Genomic DNA, 17,535 nt, shown 5'->3' on the forward strand with positions numbered 1-17,535 from the left:
GCAGGCAGCCTGTTGCAAGTAAATTTCCGGAAAGTATTGCGGGTAGCTCCAGGGAAAGAAGGAAGGATTTATTTTGCCCGACGGTGGCCCGTCCGGCTTTTTCTTCTCGCCCGTGCAAAAGAGCTGACGGTGAAATAGAAGAAGATCACCGCGCAGACCGCATAAAGCAGAAACTTGCGGTGATCGGGCCCGGCCACGGCGTCATGATGGAACTTCCAGCCGTTGCCGATGAAATAAATCGTGAACAGGCCGAAAAAAAGGCCGGTAACTTCAAGCCACAGCACGCCGGTGGCATGTGCGAACGGATTCCACAATGCGCGGCCGAACTGCCGTGCGCCCCGCGCCGCTGCCTGCCTGGTCGAGCGTATCTTTTCCTGTCCGTTGACCCGGACCTGTCCGGACATTCGGGGCTCGAACTCCTGCTGTGTATATGCCCGGGGATCGGGGTGGCCATTTTTTATGCCGGAAGAAGGCTGCAGCGCTCGCTCGCGCAGCATATTGGCCGCAATGCGCGTTCCCGCACCCAGCACCCGGCCGACACGCTTCGGCTCCATGAAAAAAGTTTACGGCATTCCCGGTACGGCATGTCCGGGCCGGATGGAAAGAAAGTTTCTCCGGATACGAAGGTTCGGTTTGCAGACCGGCAACATCCAAAGTTAAGGTAGGGTTCAGCGGGCTTCTGCGCCGCGGTCGGGCGCAGGGGAATCGAGGTCACATTTGAATCAAAAACTACGCAGGCTCGTCCAGCAACTTGGAGAAGCGATCCACGAGACGGTATCGGAGTCGGAACAGATAGCTGGTGTCGTTGCCGACATAAAAAAACAGGGGTTTGAAGTGCTGCTGATGCTGGAAGCCACGATCGGTCTCAATGAAGTGGAGCAGCAACCGGGCGGCGCTGGAATGCCATCGAATGCACAACAGGATGAAGACGGCACATTTAGCGAGCACGATGTGAGTTTTCTGAAGTCGCTGCGCATTTCTGTCGCCAGCGATGAGGGAAAAGCCTGAACAAGTCCTGTGGGCCTGTCATAAACGCATAATCTGGAAGCTGTGGTAGTATCGGGCGTTCCCGGCGGGCGCTCCGGAAACAAAGATTCACGCCGCCGGCAAATGGAAGCGAGAGGCCGGATCACCCGATGAAAGACACTCTTGGTGTACTGTTGGCAGGCGGCGCAGGCGAGCGGCTTTTTCCTCTTACCCGTGATCGCGCCAAGCCTGCTGTGCCGTTCGGCGGCAATTACCGCATCATCGACATCACGTTATCCAACTGCATCAATTCCGATCTGCGCCGCGTGTACATCCTTACGCAGTACAAGGCGCTGTCGCTGAACCGCCATATCCGCGAAGGCTGGACCAGTGCCGTCGCTCAGGAGCTGGGTGAGTTTATCGAGATCCTGCCGCCCATGCAGCGCGTCAGCGCCAACTGGTACATGGGCACGGCGGATGCGGTCTATCAGAACATCTACTCCATCGGCTCCGAGCAGCCGAAGCATGTGCTCATCCTTTCCGGCGATCACATCTACAAGATGAATTACGGAAAGATGCTCCAGCAGCACGAAGAGTCCGGCGCGGACGTCACTCTCGCCACGCTGCCCATCGATCCGTCCGAGGTCTCGCGCTTCGGCGTCGTCGAAGTGGCCCGCAACGGAGAGGTCATCGGATTTCTCGAAAAGCCGAAGACCACGGATCTGCGTTCGCCCTTCAATCCCAGCATGGTCGATGCCTCGATGGGCATCTATCTCTTCAATACCGACGTGCTGCTGCCCGCGCTCATCCGCGATGCCGAGGACCCTTCCTCGAAGCACGACTTCGGCCACAACATTCTTCCCGGCATTCTCGGCAAATACAAAATCTACGCGTACAACTTCGTCGACGAAAACCGCAAAGAGGCCCTTTACTGGCGCGACGTGGGAACACTCGAAGCCTATTACGACGCCAACATGGATGTGGCTTCGGTCTCTCCGGTATTCAACCTCTACGACAAAAGCTGGCCCATCCGGACCCGTGTCCGTCAGTATCCTCCGGCCAAGTTTGTCTTCGGCGAGCCCGGACGAACCGGCATGGCGGTCAATTCCATCGTCTCCGCCGGCTGCATCGTCTCCGGCGCCGTCGTGCGGAACAGCGTGCTCTCTCAGGATGTCCGCGTCAACTCGTATTCTGAAGTCGATTCGAGCATCGTCTTTTCGCACGTCAATATCGGGCGTCACTGCCGCATTCGCAAGGCCATCATCGATCGCGACGTACATCTGCCCGAAGGCACGGTCATTGGTTATGACCAGAATGACGACCGCAGGAACTATTTCGTCACGCCCAGCGGCCTCACCGTCGTCACCCGCGATTATTCACTCTATGAAAATCCGGTTTCGCCCGACTTTCTGCAGGAGCCAGGAAACTGAGGGGAAGGTGAGATCCGATCAGCCAGGATACGGTCGGCTAAAGTCCGGTCATTTGATAAAGCGGGTCAGCGTGTGATGTCTGGAGATAAGGATATAAGCCTTCCGTCAGAGGATTCCCCGCTGACCGCCTCTTCGCCGACCGGATTTTAACTGACCGGTCCTTCGCTTACCGCTTTTCCGCTGCCTTTCCTGTAATCTTCTCCATGCCAGCCGGGACACCCCGGTATGGAACCGTTCGGCGGCAATGTGCGTATGAATGCACATGAGCCTGGCGGGCACAATGACGTGGGATCTGACGGCGATGCGGTTTCGCCCGGAGCGGCCTGCTGGCCGTGAGCCGGAGCAGAAGCCGAAAGCCGCGCCGGGTCAGACGTCACAGTGGCAGGGGCGCGGGCCGGCGCCCGAGCGGGCTCTGGAGAAGCATTTGGAAGGCGAGAGGCAGATCGCTGAATGGCAGATTCTGGTGCAGCGTTGCCTTGATGGTGATTCCTTCGCCTGGACCGAGCTTGTCAAGGCCTACCATCGCCGCGTCTACGGACTCTGTTATCGCTTTACCGGCTCCGCTCAGGACGCCGAAGACCTCACCCAGGATGTCTTCATCAAAGTCTATGGAAACCTGGCCAGCTTTGATCTGACCCGGGGCACCTTCCAGACATGGATCACCACCATGACCCGCAATCTGCTGGTCGATCACTTCCGCCGCACCCGTCAGCAGCGTGTGACCGATTCAATGGATGCAGGCTGGGAGGAGGCTGACGAGCAGCCTCTGGCGCACCGGCTCTCCGACTCCGGTCCGACGCAGCATGATCGCGCCGTTCGCCGGGAAATTGAGAAAATGGTGCAGGAAGCACTGACAAAAATCTCGCCGGAGCTGCGCGAAGCTGTTATTCTGCGCGATTTGCAGGACATGGACTACAAAGAGATCGCACAGGTCCTCCATATTCCGGAGGGAACTGTGAAGTCGCGCATCAGCCGCGGCCGGGCGGAACTCGCGCGGCTGCTGGAACGTAATAAAGGGCAGGTGGTTTAGTCGTGAAAGAGCAGAAACAACCCGAATTCCGGGGCGGATCGAAGACGCCGCGCACCCTTCGCTGCGAAGAGTGGGAAGCGCTTCTCGTCGATGCTCTGGATGGGCTGCTGCCTGCGCAGGATTCGGCCGCTTTTGAGGCTCACAGCGCGGACTGCAGGGCCTGCGCCGAGCTGCTCTCGCGCACACAGCAGGGCCGCGAATGGCTCTCCTGGCTGCATGCGACGCCTGAAGTTCCCGCAGATCTCGTAACGAAAATTCTGGATAAAACAACCGGAGCGGATGGCGTCCCGCTGCTTGTAGCTGCCCCGCAGCCCGCTGCTTCCCACGCCGTGGCCATTCCTCTGCGCAGAAGCTTTTATGAAACGCGTCTGCTGATGACCGTAGCCATGGCCTTCTTTTCGATCGCGCTGACTCTGAATCTCTCCGGAGTCAAGCTGTCGAATATCCGCCTCGCCGATCTGAAGCCTTCCGTGATCCAGGGTACGGTGAGCCGCCAGTTCTACGGCGCGAAGGAAGCGGTCGTGCGTTACTACGACAATCTCCGCTTCGTCTATCAGGTGGAATCGAAGGTGCGGGAGCTGCGGCATGATGCGCAGGAGCAGCCGGCAGCCAGCCCGCAGCCGAAGAGCGATAACGAAAATACCGGCAAGCCCGGCCACTCGCAGAACCGCAACAATGGCAAAATGCCGGAAACCCGGCAGGCGGCCCCGGTTTTGCCCGATCGCGGAGGTCTGCAGCTGGCCTGCCTTCACTCCGCCACCCAGTCCTCGCGCTGTATCCGGACAAATGACCGGACGGCAGCCGTTCACTCTCTCACTATGGGCGAGCGCAGCGAAGTAATAAGTGTAAAAACCAGAAGGAAAACCGGGCCTTTGGTGGTAATTCGATACGACCGGGCGGGTGCTCGCTCTGGCAGAAAGCATTCCTCTGCCGGGGCCCCTGAAAGGAGCCTGGCATGAACTGCGCAAACCATCCTGATATCCCCGTCGCCGCCTACTGCCAGAACTGCGGCAAGCCCTTGTGCTCCGCGTGTGTGCGGTCTGTCGCCGATGTGGTCTTGTGCGAGCAGTGCCTCGCCGCCCGGCTCGGTGTCGGTCCTGCCGGAGCCTCAGCCGGATACCCCGGAGGCATCATGCCTCCGGCCGGTGCCAATCCGGCTCTCGCGACGCTTCTCGGGTTTATTCCCGGAGTCGGCGCGATGTACAACGGCCAGTATGTCAAGGCCATCGTCCACGTGCTGGTCTTCGTGGTGCTGGTCGCCATCAGCGGCTCTCACGGCATCTTCGGAATCTTTGTCGCCGCATGGGTTCTGTATCAGGTCTTCGACGCCAATCAGACCGCAAAGGCCCGCCGTGACGGACGGCCTCTGCCCGACCCCTTCGGTCTGAACGAGCTCAGCTTCCGGATGGGGGTGCACATGGCGCCTTCGGCTCCTGGTTATCAGGCGCCTCCTGCTCCCGCGCAGCCCTGGCAGACGCCCTCCGCGCCGCCTTCCGCGGGGTTTGTCAGCGGAACGCCCGGTCCGGCTCCTGGAGCACCGCCTTCGTCCTGGATTCCTGTCTCCGGGGCCCCATTTACAAATCCTCAGCAGCAGCCCTGGACTCCGCCGTATCCCGGTGCTCCCGGCCCAGGTCCTTCAGGTGCTGCCTATGGGCCTCCGGAGATGGAGCTCGAAGCGGCACGGCGCGAGCCCATCGGAGCCATTGTCCTGATCGGCCTGGGCATGCTCTTTCTCTTCAATACCCTCGGCATCTTCAGCTTTGAATGGATCGATCACGGCTGGCCGCTGCTGATCATCGGTATCGGCATCTGGCTGCTCATCCGCAGAATGCGCCATACGCCGGCTCCGGCGCCAGTGCCTCCTCCGCCGCCGAGTAACGATCATCCTTCAGGAGGTGTGCAGTGAACCAGTACTACTTCCTGCATCGCATCAAGTGGCCGGCCATGCTGGTGGTTGTTGGCATTACTGCGCTGCTCGACGAATATCACGTCATTTCCTACTCTCACAGCTGGCCGCTCTATCTGATCGTGCTGGGCGTCCTCAGTCTGGCCGAGCGTGCTGCTCTCGCGCAGATGCCACCGCCGCAATATCCGTACCAGCAGCCGTGGCCTCCGTCTTCCGGCCCGTACCCTCCTGGCGGCTACAGTGCCGCAGCGCCCGCTCCTGGCCCATCCGGTCAGCCATCTTCCTGGACATCCACGTCGACTGCCATCGTGCGCTCGCAGGATGAGGAGAGCAAATAGCCATGGCCGCCTCGCCTCCTCCCTTTTCGCCCCGCGACGCCAAACAGCAGGCGCGGAATGATGAGCGTGCCCGCCGTGCCCAGTGGAAGGCGCAGAAGCAGTACTGGCGCTACTGGCGCGGATACCGCCGCCCTTCGCTGATCGGACCGTGCATTCTGCTCGCCATCGGCATCATCGCGCTGCTGCTCGAAACCGGCCATGTGCACGCCGCGGTTTTCTGGGGCTGGTATGCGCGCTGGTGGCCTCTGCTTCTTATCGGGATCGGCCTGCTCGCGCTGGTCGAGCATTTTCTCGACCGCAACAACCCTTACGCAGGCCGCCGTTCCTTCGGTGGCATCGTCTGGCTGGTGATCCTGCTGATCTTCCTGGGATGGGCATCACACAACGGTCATCTGATCCGTCCCTGGGCATGGCAGTTTGACAATGGCAGCGATGCCTTCTCCTGGATGGGAGAAGAGCACGACAACGACGTTCAGATGGAGCAGGTGCTCACCGCGCAGCAATCCGCGCTTACCATTCAGAATCCGCGTGGCGACGTAACCATCACGGCATCTGCCGACAACAAACTTCACCTGCGCGCGCATCAGATGGTGCACAGCTCCTCCGACAAGGACGCGCAGAAGATGTTTGGTGAAGTGCAGCCAAAGATTGAAACCTCCTCGCAGGGCGCGGTCGTAACCATTCCCTCCCAGGACGGCGCCCGCGTGGACCTGACCCTTGAGGTGCCTGCGCAGTCCAGCACCACGGTCACCGCCAGTGACGGCGATGTAACCATGGAAGGCCTTCAGGGCAGTGTGGATGTCACGGACAATCGCGGAGACATTAAATTCGACGCCATCGGCGGCGATGTGCGCGGGCATATGAGCCACGGCGACTTCTCCGCCCACGATATCGGTGGTCAGGCCTTTGTCGATGGCCACGGAGAAGACATCACACTCTCCCGCATCAAGGGCCAGACCGCCATCAACGGCGATTTCTTCGGCGATGTGCACCTCGAGCAGATCGGCTCCTCCGTGCACTTCCGCTCCAGCCAGACCGACCTTGAAATCCCCCATCTCGCCGGCGTCATGACCCTCGACCGCAGCGACCTCAGCATCAGCCAGGCCTCCGGCCCCGTGCGGGTCGTGGCCCGCTCCAAGGACATCGACATGACACGTCTGAGCGGCGATCTTCACCTCGAAGACAGCAACGGCGATATCAACATCACCGCTGCCGCGCCTATGGGCAACATTCAGGTGCAGAACCGCACCGGGGCCGTTACTCTCACCGTTCCGGACAACGCCAGCTTCCACATCACCGGCAGCACCAGCTCCGATCAGGATCTGCAGACGGACTTCCCGCTGAAGATCGAAACCTCCGAAGGACATCGCACCGTTGAGGGGCAGGTGGGCCAGGGTGGCCCCACTGTAGAGATCACTACCGATCACGGCAGCCTGGAGATCAGAAAGGGCACGCTGGATATGTCTTCGCCCACACCTCCCGAGCCGCCGCAGCCTCCTGGACCTCCCCGGCATCTCAGGGAGCCGAAGGGGACGATGCCTCCGCAGCCGGCCGAGCAGTAGACAGCCGCGCCTTCACAATCGACTCAATCCGGCGCAGAACCTCTTCGAGTGATAAATCGGTCGAATCGATCGTGACCGCGTCCGGCGCCGGCCGCAGCGGCGACTGGGCGCGGTTGCGATCCCTCTCATCCCGCTCCCGCAGCTCCTGGCTGATGGTCCCGCGATTCTCCGCTGCCGCCGGAGTCTGCTCATAGCGGCGCTGGCTGCGCGCCTCCGGCGAGGCATCGAGAAAGAACTTCAGATCCGCATCCGGAAAGACCACCGTCCCGATATCGCGGCCTTCCATGACGATGCCGCCCTTTTGCCCCAGCGCCCGCTGCAGATCGACCATCCAGGCGCGAATCGTGGGATGCACGCTCACCCGTGACGCGCCCTGCGTCACATCGCTGTCGCGGATGCGCTGAGTCACGTCGATCCCGTCCAGCAGCACCCGATTTCCCGTCAGTGTCGGCACGAGGGTGATCTTCGTTTGCCCGGCCAGCCTTTCAAGCGATACCGGATCGTCAAAATCGAAATCGCCTTCAATGGCTCTGAGCGCGAAGGCGCGGTACATCGCGCCTGTCTCCAGATTCAGCAGACCGAAATGCCGGGCCAGGTGCCGTGCGACAGTGCTCTTGCCTGCCCCCGCCGGGCCGTCAATAGCGATAATGATGCCCCGGCCATCCGTCATTCGCCCGGCTCCTCACGGCGCGGCTTGCGCGGTCCGGATTTACGTGGACCCGACTTCGGAAACGGCTTGCTGCCTCCCGGAGAGAACTTCTTTTTGCCGAAGCCGCCCGGCTTGCCTGGTTTGCCGCCAGGCCGGGAGCCGGTTCTGGAGGAAGCGCCGCCAGTGCCGGATTTGGAAAAGCGCGGCTTTCCCGTGCTGTCTCCAAACGGTTTGCGTTTGCCGCCGAATCCTCCGCGAGCTCCGCCGAAGGATTTCCGCTCACCGCCTTCGCCCTTCGGGCGCTCTTCTCCGCCCCCAAATGAGCGCCGCGAGGGAGGACGGCTGCCGCCTTCGTGCGATTTTGCGTCTCCGTCGTCGCGGCGCGGAGGAAACGGCCTCGCACCGGGCCGGCCTGCAAACTTTCCCGTCGGAGGGCCTGAGCGTCCCGGACGCGGGCCGAAGGACTTTCTCTGCTCGAACGGCCTGCCTGCACCCTCCTGATCCGGGCGAGGTGCGCGAGGAGGACGCGGCCCATCGAAGCGCTTTCCTGCGGCCGGGCGTTTGAACCCTCCACCGAAGCCCTCGCTGCGCGGCCTGTCTTCGCCTGTCCCGCCACCAAATCCACGGTCTCGCTTGCCGCCGGCTGCGAAGCCGGGCTTCGCTCCGAATTTTGCTCCCGGCCTTGCTCCGGGTCTCCCGCCCGGTTTTGCCCCAAACTTCGGTGCGGATCTACCCGCCGGTCTTCCGCCTGGCCGTTCTGTGCGTTTCCCTGTTGGAGCGCCGAAGGGTTTCCTCTCGCCAAAAGGTCTGCGTTCCTGCTCCTCGCCACCTTCGCGCGGAGGACGCGGTCTGCCGCCGTCTGGTCTCCCACCCGATGCGGAGCCAAACTTCGATCCGAACTTTGCCCCAGGCCCTGATCCTGGTCTGCCGCCAGCCTTTGCCCCAAGCTTCGGCCCGAATTTTCCAGCCGGTCGGCCTCCCGGTTTACCGCCCCGGTTGCCGAAGAACTTCTTTTCCCCGAGGGGTCTGCGCTCCTGCTCCTCGCCGCCCTCGCCGGAAGGACGCGGTCTGTCAAATGGCTTGCGGAAGGGCGTACGTTCCCGCTCCTGTCCCTCTTCCCGTGAGCGAGGGGGATAAGGCCGTTTCCCAAAGGCCGGCCGTTCGAATCCGCCTGCCCGGCCCTCGCGCTTTGGCCCTCCCGGGCGGCTCTCCCGGCTGCCTGCGGCAAAGCGCTTCGGTCGGAACCCCGAGCCTTCATCCTGTTTCTCTTTACGAACCGGCCTCGGCGGACGCCGATCGAAGGAGGTGCGCTGCAACCGGGGGGCCTCCGGTGCCGTTCCGGAATCGGAAGCGGCAGGCGCTTCCGATTCCTGGGCTTCCGGTTCGGCAAACTCCGGCAGCGCTCCCGCAATATGCAGCAGCGTCTGCGTGCCCAGGCTCACCGCGCCGATCTGCCGCGTCGCCGTCAGTCCGTGAACCACCTCGCGAATCCGCGAGCGCGCCGTCAGCGGTGACAGGAAGATCTCAGTCTCCTCTCCGGTCGCGGCAATGGCCGCCTGCAGATAAAGCGAGATCAGAGCCGAGAGCGCCGTAATCTGCGATGTATTGGCTCCGGCCGCAAGCTGCTTCGGATACTCCGCCTTCAGCAGGTTCCACGCCGTCGCACGGCCTGCTTCATAGCGCGGAATCACCCGCAGCCCGCCCCACAGCTCCACCAGCGCTCGCAGCACAGCCGCTTCCGTCACTTCGCGGCCCAGCGCCGTGCGAATCTCACCGGCCTCCATCGCCCCGTTCTGCTCCAGCTGCTTCCATATCTCCACCAGCAGCGGAGCCGTGCGTCCCGCCGGAGCCGACTTCCAGTCGCGCTCGCCACGAATGGCGGCCACCCACGTCAAAGCCTCCTGAGTCACCAGAAAATCCGGCTGTTCCGAAAGCATTCCCAGCAGGTTCAGCGGCACAAGATGGCCCTCCGCCGTCAACCGGACCATCAGCTCCGTTGCCGTCTCAATCGCTGGCCGCGGCGGCGTGGCCGCTGTCTGCCCCAGGCACGCCTCAACAAAAGAAGGAGCCGGGGAGGGCAGCTGCACGCGGCGCGGAAGAAAAAGGCAAAGCCCCTGCAGGTCCAGCCATGTCTTTGCATCGTCGAGGGTAAGAAGCGGACTGGCGTTCTGGTGCCACTGCGCAGCGCGCGCCGTATTGAGCTGATCTTCTGTCAAGAAACCTTCTTTAAGGCCCGCCGGGCCAGTTGTCCGTTGTCAGTCCTCAATTGCCAGCCTCGCCGAATAACTCGGGTAGCCGCAATGAAAACTAACAACCGGCAACGGGGGACTGGCAACTGGAAACTAAAACCTAAATTCTGTGGAATGCCCGTTGAATATCTTTCCATGAATATCGTAAAGCAATGGGGCGTCCGTGCGGACAACTGGTGGGGTGTTCGGTCCGCGCCAGTTCGGCCAGCAGCCACTCCATGCGCGCCGGATCGAGCGGCGTATTGATCTTGATCGCCGCATGGCAGGCAATCGAAGCCGCAATCCGGGTTCGCGCCGTCTCCAGATTCTCCGACTGAAACGACGCGCCCTGCTGCTCCAGAACCTCCATCAGCATCCGCTCCAGCTCGCCGCCCTCCAGTCCCGCCGGAGCCGCTTTCACCGCGATCGTATGCGGCCCGAACGGCTCCACTTCAAAGCCGTTCCGTTCCAGCTCGCCCGCCATATCGGCAAACACCACCATCTGGTGCGGCTGCAGATCGATCAGCATCGGCATCAGCAGCCGCTGCCGTTCTGTGCGCTCCACATCGCGCTCCCGCAAAATCTTCTCGAACAGCACCCGCTCATGCGCCACATGCTGATCCACAATCCAGAAGCCTTCATCGTTGACCGCAAGAATGAACGACTCCCGAAGCTGTCCGAGCGGTTTCAGCGATGCCAGCCCATGCAGGCTGCCCGTTTCGTCTCCGCCCTCCGGCAGCACCTGCTCCTCGCGCGAATACGTGCCGTCCGCTGTCTGCGCCGCGGTCCCATCGGCCGCACCTGCCGAAACCGGGCGCATGGCATCGGCAGGAATCGCGCCCGGCGCAAAGGGCAGCCTCACCGCCTGCGGAGGTGGTACGGGAGCGTTCAGGATAAAAACCTCTGCGTCCGCAGCCTCTGCCGGAGGTTCCGAGCCCGGCACATCGGAAACAACTCCCGGCATGGGGGACACACTGAGCGAAGGTGTCGCCAGCGGATGCGCCGTAAGCGCATTCAGAAACTCCGCCGCCGGCCTCGCCTTCATCAGCGTGTTGCGAATGCCGTCGCGCACAAAATCGTGAATCAGCGACTGCTGCCGAAAGCGCACCTCCGTCTTTGCCGGATGCACATTCACATCCACCTCGTGCGCCGGCATCTCCAGAAACATCAGGATCACCGGGAACGACGTCGGCGGAATAATGTTGCGATAGGCCTCGCTCACCGCATGCAGAATCAGCCGGTCGCGAATCAGCCTCTGATTGACGAAGACATAGATCGAATTGCGGTTCAGCTTCTGCAGCGCCGGCTTTGAGACAAATCCGCTGACGCGCAGAAAGCCCGGATCGGGCGCGACATAATCCTCATCGCGCCGCCACGGTGGCGGCTCCGGAACGCCCGCCCGGTCGAAGCGCCGTTCAGCCGCCATCGGAACGAGCTGATCGAGCGTATCCCGCCCGAAGATCTGATAAATCCGCTCTGAAACCTCTCTCACCGGCGGCGCAATCAGCAGAGCGTGCGTCGCTGAGTGCAGCTCGAAATGCCGCTCCGGGTGCGCCAGCGCATAATGCGTCACCAGCGCCGTCACATGTGAAAGCTCCGTGGACTCCGCCTTCAGAAACTTCCGTCGCGCCGGCGTGTTGAAGAACAGATCGCGTACCGCAATCGTGGTTCCGGCCGGAGCACCGGCTTCCTCCACGCTGACGACCCTGCCTCCGGCAATCTCGACACGCGTTCCGGCAGCCTCATCGCCGCTTCGCGTCAGCAGCTCCAGCCGCGAGATCGATGCAATCGACGGCAGAGCCTCCCCGCGAAAGCCCAGAGTGGCAATCGAAAGCAGATCATCGCTCGATCGGATCTTCGATGTCGCATGCCGCTCGAAGGCCAGCATCGCATCATCCTGCGACATGCCCGAGCCGTCATCCGTAATCCGGATCAGTCTCCGCCCTCCGCCTTCGATCTCGATGCGGATGCGGCTCGCCCCCGCGTCCAGAGCATTCTCCAGCAGCTCCTTCACCACCGATGCGGGACGGTCCACCACCTCGCCGGCGGCGATCTGATTGGCAACCTGATCGGAAAGAACGCGGATTTTACCCATCAGGACAGATTACGACAGTGTCGATGTGGGAAACCCGGGTCGAAATATGCGCGAGCGGGAAGAGAGGAGGAGAAGTAAGAAGGAAAAACCTGCGTCGGGGAGCCCGCCTGGCGAGCCCCCCGATGTCAGTTTCAGCGGGCGCGGGAGGCCCGGGTTCCGGCCGTACGTCCCTTGCCTGCCTTTTCCTTGGTGGTTTTGCGATGCCGCGTCTGCAGCGAAGGCTCTGCCGGAACTTCCGCCGGTTTACGCCGCGCCGATTCGACAATGCGATCGCCCAGCACATGCAGGCGCAGGAAGTTGGTCGAGCCCGTACGGGTGCGCGTTCCGGCGACGATGCCGAGAATGTCGCGTGGCTTTACGTAGCCCGCCGTCTCCAGCAGGTCTTCCGCCAGGTCGATCATCTGTTCCGTGGTATGTGCCTTCGAGCAGCGAATCGGATGCACGCCCCACAGCATTGCCATGCGGTTGATCACCACGTCCACGCTCGACAGCGCATAAATGGCCGGCTTCGGACGATACTTCGAAAGCTGGCGCGCTGTCGTGCCCGACTCGGTGAACACGGCGATCGCGCTGATGTCCAGATCCTCGGCTGCATGCGCCATCGATTCGCAGATCGTCTCTGCAATCGAAAGCCGCGTGCGGCTGGGCCGCGCATCGTGCGGATCGGTAGCCGTGGCACGAAGCTGGGCTTCGGTCTCGCAGACGATCCGCGCCATCATCTTCACTGCCTCTACCGGATACTTGCCCGCGGCCGTCTCCGCCGAAAGCATCACGGCATCCGTTCCGTCGTAAATGGCGTTGGCCACGTCGCTGGCTTCCGCGCGCGTAGGCCGCGGATTCTCGATCATCGATTCCAGCATCTGCGTCGCGGTAATCACCGGCTTCCGATACTCCGAAGCGCGGCGGATGATGTGCTTCTGCACCGCCGGAACCTTCTCCGGAGGCATCTCCACGCCCAGATCGCCGCGCGCGACCATCACGCCATCGGCGTTTTCCAGAATCGCTTCCAGATTTTCAATCGCCTGCGGCTTTTCCAGCTTCGCAATAATCCAGGTCTCCGCTCCGAGCGCTGAAATGCGATAGCGCACCAGGCGAATATCCTCAGCCGTGCGAACGAACGACACGGCGATGGCATCGACACCACTTTTAATCGCAAATTCAAGATCCTGCTCGTCTTTTTCGGTCAGCGAAGGCACGCGAACCGGAATTCCAGGCAGGTTGATGCCCTTGTGCTCACCCAGCGTGCCGCCGTTGATCACATCGCATTCCACATCGTCGCCCTTCACTTCGAGCACCCGCAGCTCGATCAGTCCATCCGAGAGCAGAATGCGCGCGCCCGGCTCCAGGTTCTCAGCGAGCGTGGGAAATGTGGTGGCAATAACGGAGGCGGTGCCGAGGATATCGCGGGAAGTGATGGTGAGCCGCTGACCCCCCTTGAGCTGCACCGGAATGCGGTTCTTCAGGCGGCCTGTCCGGATCTTCGGACCCTGCAGATCGCCAAGAATACAAATGCTTTTGCCCTCTTCGCGAGAGACCTTCCGCACCATCTCGATCAGCTTCTGTTTCTCCGGGTGCGTGCCGTGCGAGAAGTTCAGCCGCGCCACATCCAGCCCGGCGCGAACCAGTTCCCGGAACATCGTTTCACTGGAAGTAGCGGGACCAAGTGTCCCGACGATCTTGGCTCTGCGCAGCGTATCTGCCGAAGCCAGCCCTGGGCCGGCAAGCGTGAAATTCATCCATCCCCCAACAGCGGTCTCTTGGTATCCGGTCTTCGCGGTATGACCACCCCAATTCTAACCTGCTTCGAACCCGCACGTGCGAAGCCGCTACACCGTTTGCGGGTTTACCGGGGCCGATTCGTGCTCCGGCTTGCGCGTCAGAGTGCCGGGAAGAGGAAACAGCTGCGCGTTAAACTCGGAGCCGATCAGAATGCTGATCGAAACCATGTAAAGCCAGATCAGCGTGGCGACTCCCGCTCCGAACGATCCGTAGACCAGCGAGTAATCGGAAAAGCGCGTCACATACCAGCCATAAGCCAGCGTGACCAGGAACCAGGTCACCGTTCCCAGCGCCGCGCCAGGCAACACCGTGCGCCAGTTTCGTCGGTGCGGTACGCCGAAGTGATAAAGCACCGTCAGCACTGCAACGCTGGTGCAGGTGGCGATCGTCCAGCGGATGATCCGCCACACCAGCAGAACATACATGCGCAGCACATGATCCGCGTTTTCGACCATCCACCGTTCAATCGTGTGCCCGAAGGCCACCAGCAGCGTCGCGAATACCATCGGGATCAGCGTCCCGGGAAGCAGCAGGAAGGCTACCACGCGCTCCCGCCAGAAGCTCCACACGTTGCGCTGCAGCCCATAGGCGCGGCGAAAGCCCTCCATCAGTGAGAGCATGAAGCCCATCGAGGCTGCCACCGTCACGAACGACGCCGACCAGATCAGATGAACCGAACGCGTGTGGTTGATCTGAAAATAGGCCTGAACCAGATACATCGTGTCAGGAGGAAGAACCTGCGCGAAGGCCGCGCGAATCTCACCGCTGAAGCTGCCCCCCTCCGGAGTAATGGCAAGCAGTGTCGTAACCACCAGCAGTGCGGGAAAGAGGCTGAAAACGGCTGAATATGCCGCTGCCTTGGCCGTCGAGAAGGCACTGTGGCCAAAGGATGCCAGCGCTGCCCGCCGCAGGTGATCGAAAAGCCGCAGCATACGTGTTGAGAGTAACTTAGAGATGCGCGATTGTCAGCGGGCTTAACGGCGGAATCACCGTGTCGGCTTCCATCGGGTCAGAAAATCGGTGACAGAAGAAGATTGCATGCGGCGCATCGCCTCGAACTCACCGCTCTTCTGGCTGTACAGCAGCCTGCCGTGAGAATCAAGAACAGCCAGCGCCGGCACCCCGCGCTTCAGCGGAACCTGATAGCGGTCGGCTAAGTCCACATTCTCATCAAAGTGGCCGATGTTCACATCCACCATCACGAAGTTATCCCGCAGCAGCGCGGCATTTGGCTCCAGATGAAAGTAATAATCCAGCACCTGGCAGTCGCCGCACCAGTTCCCGCCGAAATCGAGAATCACGCGCTTATGCTCGCGCTCTGCCTGGGCGATGGCGTCGCGCACCTGATTGTGGGCGAGATCGGGGTCCCCGAAGATCTGATGGGGATGAAACTGCACCTGCGCATGAGCCGTGAAGACTGCAAAAACAGCGGCCAGCAAAAGGGCCAGCCCGCAGCGTCCTTCTTTATTTCCGAATTTCGTCCACGCAGGATACGTCATAACTTGAGTTCAGGATGCCATAACCGGCACTTTCGATGCGAAATAACGTGTCGATCTCCTGAAAAACCGCCTCGAATCGTGCGGAGAGCCGGCGCCACTCAAAAGTTCGCTCCCCCTGAGTTCGGTTCATTGCTCACGATCTCTTTGCCGCCATTGCGTCCGATCACATAAACCGTGCCCGGCAGGCCGGGCAGCTTATCCGGCGCCGTCAGCAGAAAAACCCTGCCTGGCCCGTCCCACAGCTTCGCGACCGCAGCCTGATCGTCGAAGACATCCGGAGAGTCCGAGAAAAACGAGCCGTACCACAGCACGCCGTCGCGGCCATTCAATACTCGCACCGGATGCTCCAGATAAAAGGCCAGCGCCGATCCGCTCTCATACACGCCGTTGATCACGACAATGTCGCTCTGGCCGACCTCCGGCTTGATCGCCTCTGCCAGAATCTCCGACGACAGCACCGGCGAGAAGGTGTTCAGCGCCAGATGTGCCGCCGCCAGCAGCGTCACGATCATCCCCGCGAGAAAGCAGTTGGCCAGCCGGGCATTTTTACGCAGCCGGTACCAGAGGTTCGCGCTCGCGCCCACCAGCAGCGCCGCCGCCGTCATCCCCAGCGGCCAGTGAAATTCGCCCATCGAGCGATGAGTCAGATCGAGAATATGCCCGAAGAAAACCGCGTAGCGGTGCACGTTTCCATCGAGCATCGTAGCAATATCGATGCCCGGAACCGGCGCCGCCGAAGTCAGCGCGAAATACAGCGCAGTCGCGGCTGCCAGCACGCAAATGCCAAAAAGAATCCAGGCCGTGCCTCGCCCCTGTGGACTAGCCTGCGCTTCGTCCTCCGCCAGCCAGTCTCCTGCCAGCAGCGCCATCGCCGGCAGAGCGGGCAGCAGATAGTACTCCTGCCGCGGAGCAAAGCTGAAAAACACAACCACCACCAGCACCCACAGCACGCACAGCAGCCTCGCCTGCCCGCTGCGGTCGAGCATCCGGCGTGCAAACCCCTCGCGCCACGAGGCCCGCACCAGCGCCCGGATCGAGAACGCGCACCAGGGAACGATCCAGACAAAAAGCAGCGCCCAGAAGATCAGCAGCGGCACCGAATCGTAGTTGTGGGGAACACGCCGGTTCAGATAGCGCAGAAACTGCTCGTTGATGACGTGAACCCACCAGAAGCCATGCACATTACCCGGTGTCGGAGCCGCTCCCTGTGGCCTTCCCTGTGCAGGATTCGCCATCCCGGCCGCAATGTTCCAGGGAAGAACGATCGCCGGAAACACCAGGCTGCCCGCAACCGGGTGCCAGCGCCGCAGATGCCGCAGGTTGCGCGTGAAGAAGAGGAAGAGCAGCACGATCGCCGCCGGAAAAATGATCCCGATCAGCCCTCGGGTCAGCACACCAAGCCCGCAGCATGCGGAAAACCCGAGAGCCGTCAGCAGCGACGGATTCTCCTCGCGCAGCGAGCGCCAGAAGCAGGCGATACCCAGCGTCAGCCACAGGCTCAGAATCAGGTCCGGCAGCAGAATATGTGCAAACAGAAAGATGCCGTAAGACGTCATCAGCGCCAGTGCGGCATAAAATCCGGCCGCCGGAGCGTTGCCCGACGAATCGAAAAACCGTCGTCCCAGGCTGAAGACAACCGCGAAAAGCGCAAGAGCATATAGAGCCAGCGGCAGCCGCGCCGCCCAGTCCGATACGCCGAACAGCCGGAAGCTTGCTGCCACGCTCCAGCAGAGCAGCGGCGGGCTCTCCAGCCAGCGGATACCGTTCAGATGTGGAGTAATCCAGTCATGGCGAAGCAGCATCTCCCGCGCCGCCTCCGCATACACCGAATCCGCATCGTCCAGCAGCGGGGGCTTCAACAGGGAAAAAGACCCATAGAGCAGCACCCACAGCCCCAGCAGCGGAAAGAGAAAGCGCTTTGCGGTACGGAACGTCATCTCGGCCAGGGCCTGCTGGCGATTATAGAGATGCGGCTGATAAAGCGGATAGCGGACCGCTTTATCGTCTGACCGCTTCACCAGCCGCACGCTTCTTAGCTACTCTGTTCCTGATG

Annotated in this window: 15 protein-coding genes; 7 read left to right on the forward strand and 8 right to left on the reverse strand. The window is 61.7% G+C overall.

Annotated features, from left to right (window positions below):
- Positions 1-68 precede the first annotated feature (68 nt).
- Positions 69-554, reverse strand: a complete 486-nt coding sequence (locus tag D0Y96_RS13940) for a hypothetical protein (RefSeq protein ID WP_117300860.1) — start codon at positions 552-554, stop codon at positions 69-71.
- A gap of 163 nt (positions 555-717) precedes the next feature.
- Between D0Y96_RS13940 and D0Y96_RS13945 the strand changes: the two genes are divergently transcribed.
- The 7 genes from D0Y96_RS13945 to D0Y96_RS13975 all read left to right on the forward strand — a co-directional run bounded on the left by D0Y96_RS13945 (position 718) and on the right by D0Y96_RS13975 (position 7,232).
- Positions 718-1,008, forward strand: a complete 291-nt coding sequence (locus D0Y96_RS13945) for a hypothetical protein (RefSeq protein WP_117300863.1) — start codon at positions 718-720, stop codon at positions 1,006-1,008.
- Positions 1,009-1,136: 128 nt separating this feature from the next.
- Complete coding sequence (gene glgC, locus D0Y96_RS13950; RefSeq protein WP_117300865.1) at positions 1,137-2,396, forward strand: glucose-1-phosphate adenylyltransferase; 1,260 nt, start codon at positions 1,137-1,139, stop codon at positions 2,394-2,396.
- 262 nt (positions 2,397-2,658) lie between these two features.
- Positions 2,659-3,426, forward strand: a complete 768-nt coding sequence (locus tag D0Y96_RS13955; protein ID WP_252263755.1) for an RNA polymerase sigma factor — start codon at positions 2,659-2,661, stop codon at positions 3,424-3,426.
- 2 nt (positions 3,427-3,428) lie between these two features.
- Entirely contained in the window at positions 3,429-4,385 is a 957-nt protein-coding gene (locus tag D0Y96_RS13960) for an anti-sigma factor family protein (RefSeq protein ID WP_117300867.1), read from the forward strand.
- Entirely contained in the window at positions 4,382-5,332 is a 951-nt protein-coding gene (locus D0Y96_RS13965) for a B-box zinc finger protein (protein ID WP_117300869.1), read from the forward strand. The genes D0Y96_RS13960 and D0Y96_RS13965 overlap by 4 nt, the downstream gene beginning before the upstream one ends.
- Positions 5,329-5,670, forward strand: coding sequence for a LiaI-LiaF-like domain-containing protein (locus D0Y96_RS13970; RefSeq protein WP_117300872.1), 342 nt, complete (start codon positions 5,329-5,331; stop codon positions 5,668-5,670). Before D0Y96_RS13965 ends, D0Y96_RS13970 begins: the two co-directional genes overlap by 4 nt.
- A 2-nt stretch (positions 5,671-5,672) precedes the next feature.
- Complete coding sequence (locus tag D0Y96_RS13975) at positions 5,673-7,232, forward strand: DUF4097 family beta strand repeat-containing protein (RefSeq protein WP_117300874.1); 1,560 nt, start codon at positions 5,673-5,675, stop codon at positions 7,230-7,232.
- Here the strand turns inward: D0Y96_RS13975 and cmk are convergent.
- The 7 genes from cmk to D0Y96_RS14010 all read right to left on the reverse strand — a co-directional run bounded on the left by cmk (position 7,186) and on the right by D0Y96_RS14010 (position 17,500).
- Entirely contained in the window at positions 7,186-7,902 is a 717-nt protein-coding gene (cmk, locus tag D0Y96_RS13980) for a (d)CMP kinase (RefSeq protein WP_117300876.1), read from the reverse strand. The genes D0Y96_RS13975 and cmk overlap by 47 nt on opposite strands.
- Positions 7,899-10,097 carry a hypothetical protein gene (locus D0Y96_RS13985; RefSeq protein WP_117300878.1) on the reverse strand — a complete coding sequence of 733 codons (2,199 nt, stop codon included), beginning with the start codon at positions 10,095-10,097 and terminating at the stop codon, positions 7,899-7,901. The genes cmk and D0Y96_RS13985 overlap by 4 nt, the downstream gene beginning before the upstream one ends.
- Positions 10,098-10,230: 133 nt before the next feature.
- Complete coding sequence (gene mutL / locus D0Y96_RS13990; RefSeq protein WP_117300881.1) at positions 10,231-12,204, reverse strand: DNA mismatch repair endonuclease MutL; 1,974 nt, start codon at positions 12,202-12,204, stop codon at positions 10,231-10,233.
- A 131-nt stretch (positions 12,205-12,335) separates the two neighbouring features.
- A complete protein-coding gene (gene pyk / locus D0Y96_RS13995; RefSeq protein ID WP_117300883.1) occupies positions 12,336-13,940 on the reverse strand; it encodes a pyruvate kinase in 1,605 nt (534 codons plus the stop codon).
- 90 nt (positions 13,941-14,030) lie between these two features.
- Entirely contained in the window at positions 14,031-14,915 is an 885-nt protein-coding gene (locus tag D0Y96_RS14000) for a YihY/virulence factor BrkB family protein (protein WP_117300885.1), read from the reverse strand.
- Positions 14,916-14,969: 54 nt separating this feature from the next.
- A complete protein-coding gene (locus tag D0Y96_RS14005; protein ID WP_117300887.1) occupies positions 14,970-15,482 on the reverse strand; it encodes a thioredoxin family protein in 513 nt (170 codons plus the stop codon).
- 98 nt (positions 15,483-15,580) lie between these two features.
- Positions 15,581-17,500: an ArnT family glycosyltransferase gene (locus D0Y96_RS14010; RefSeq protein WP_350449076.1), complete on the reverse strand. Its 1,920-nt coding sequence runs from the start codon at positions 17,498-17,500 to the stop codon at positions 15,581-15,583.
- Between the last annotated feature and the right edge of the window lie 35 nt (positions 17,501-17,535).

Origin of the sequence: Paracidobacterium acidisoli (genome assembly GCF_003428625.2) — a bacterium.
Classification (GTDB): domain Bacteria; phylum Acidobacteriota; class Terriglobia; order Terriglobales; family Acidobacteriaceae; genus Paracidobacterium; species Paracidobacterium acidisoli.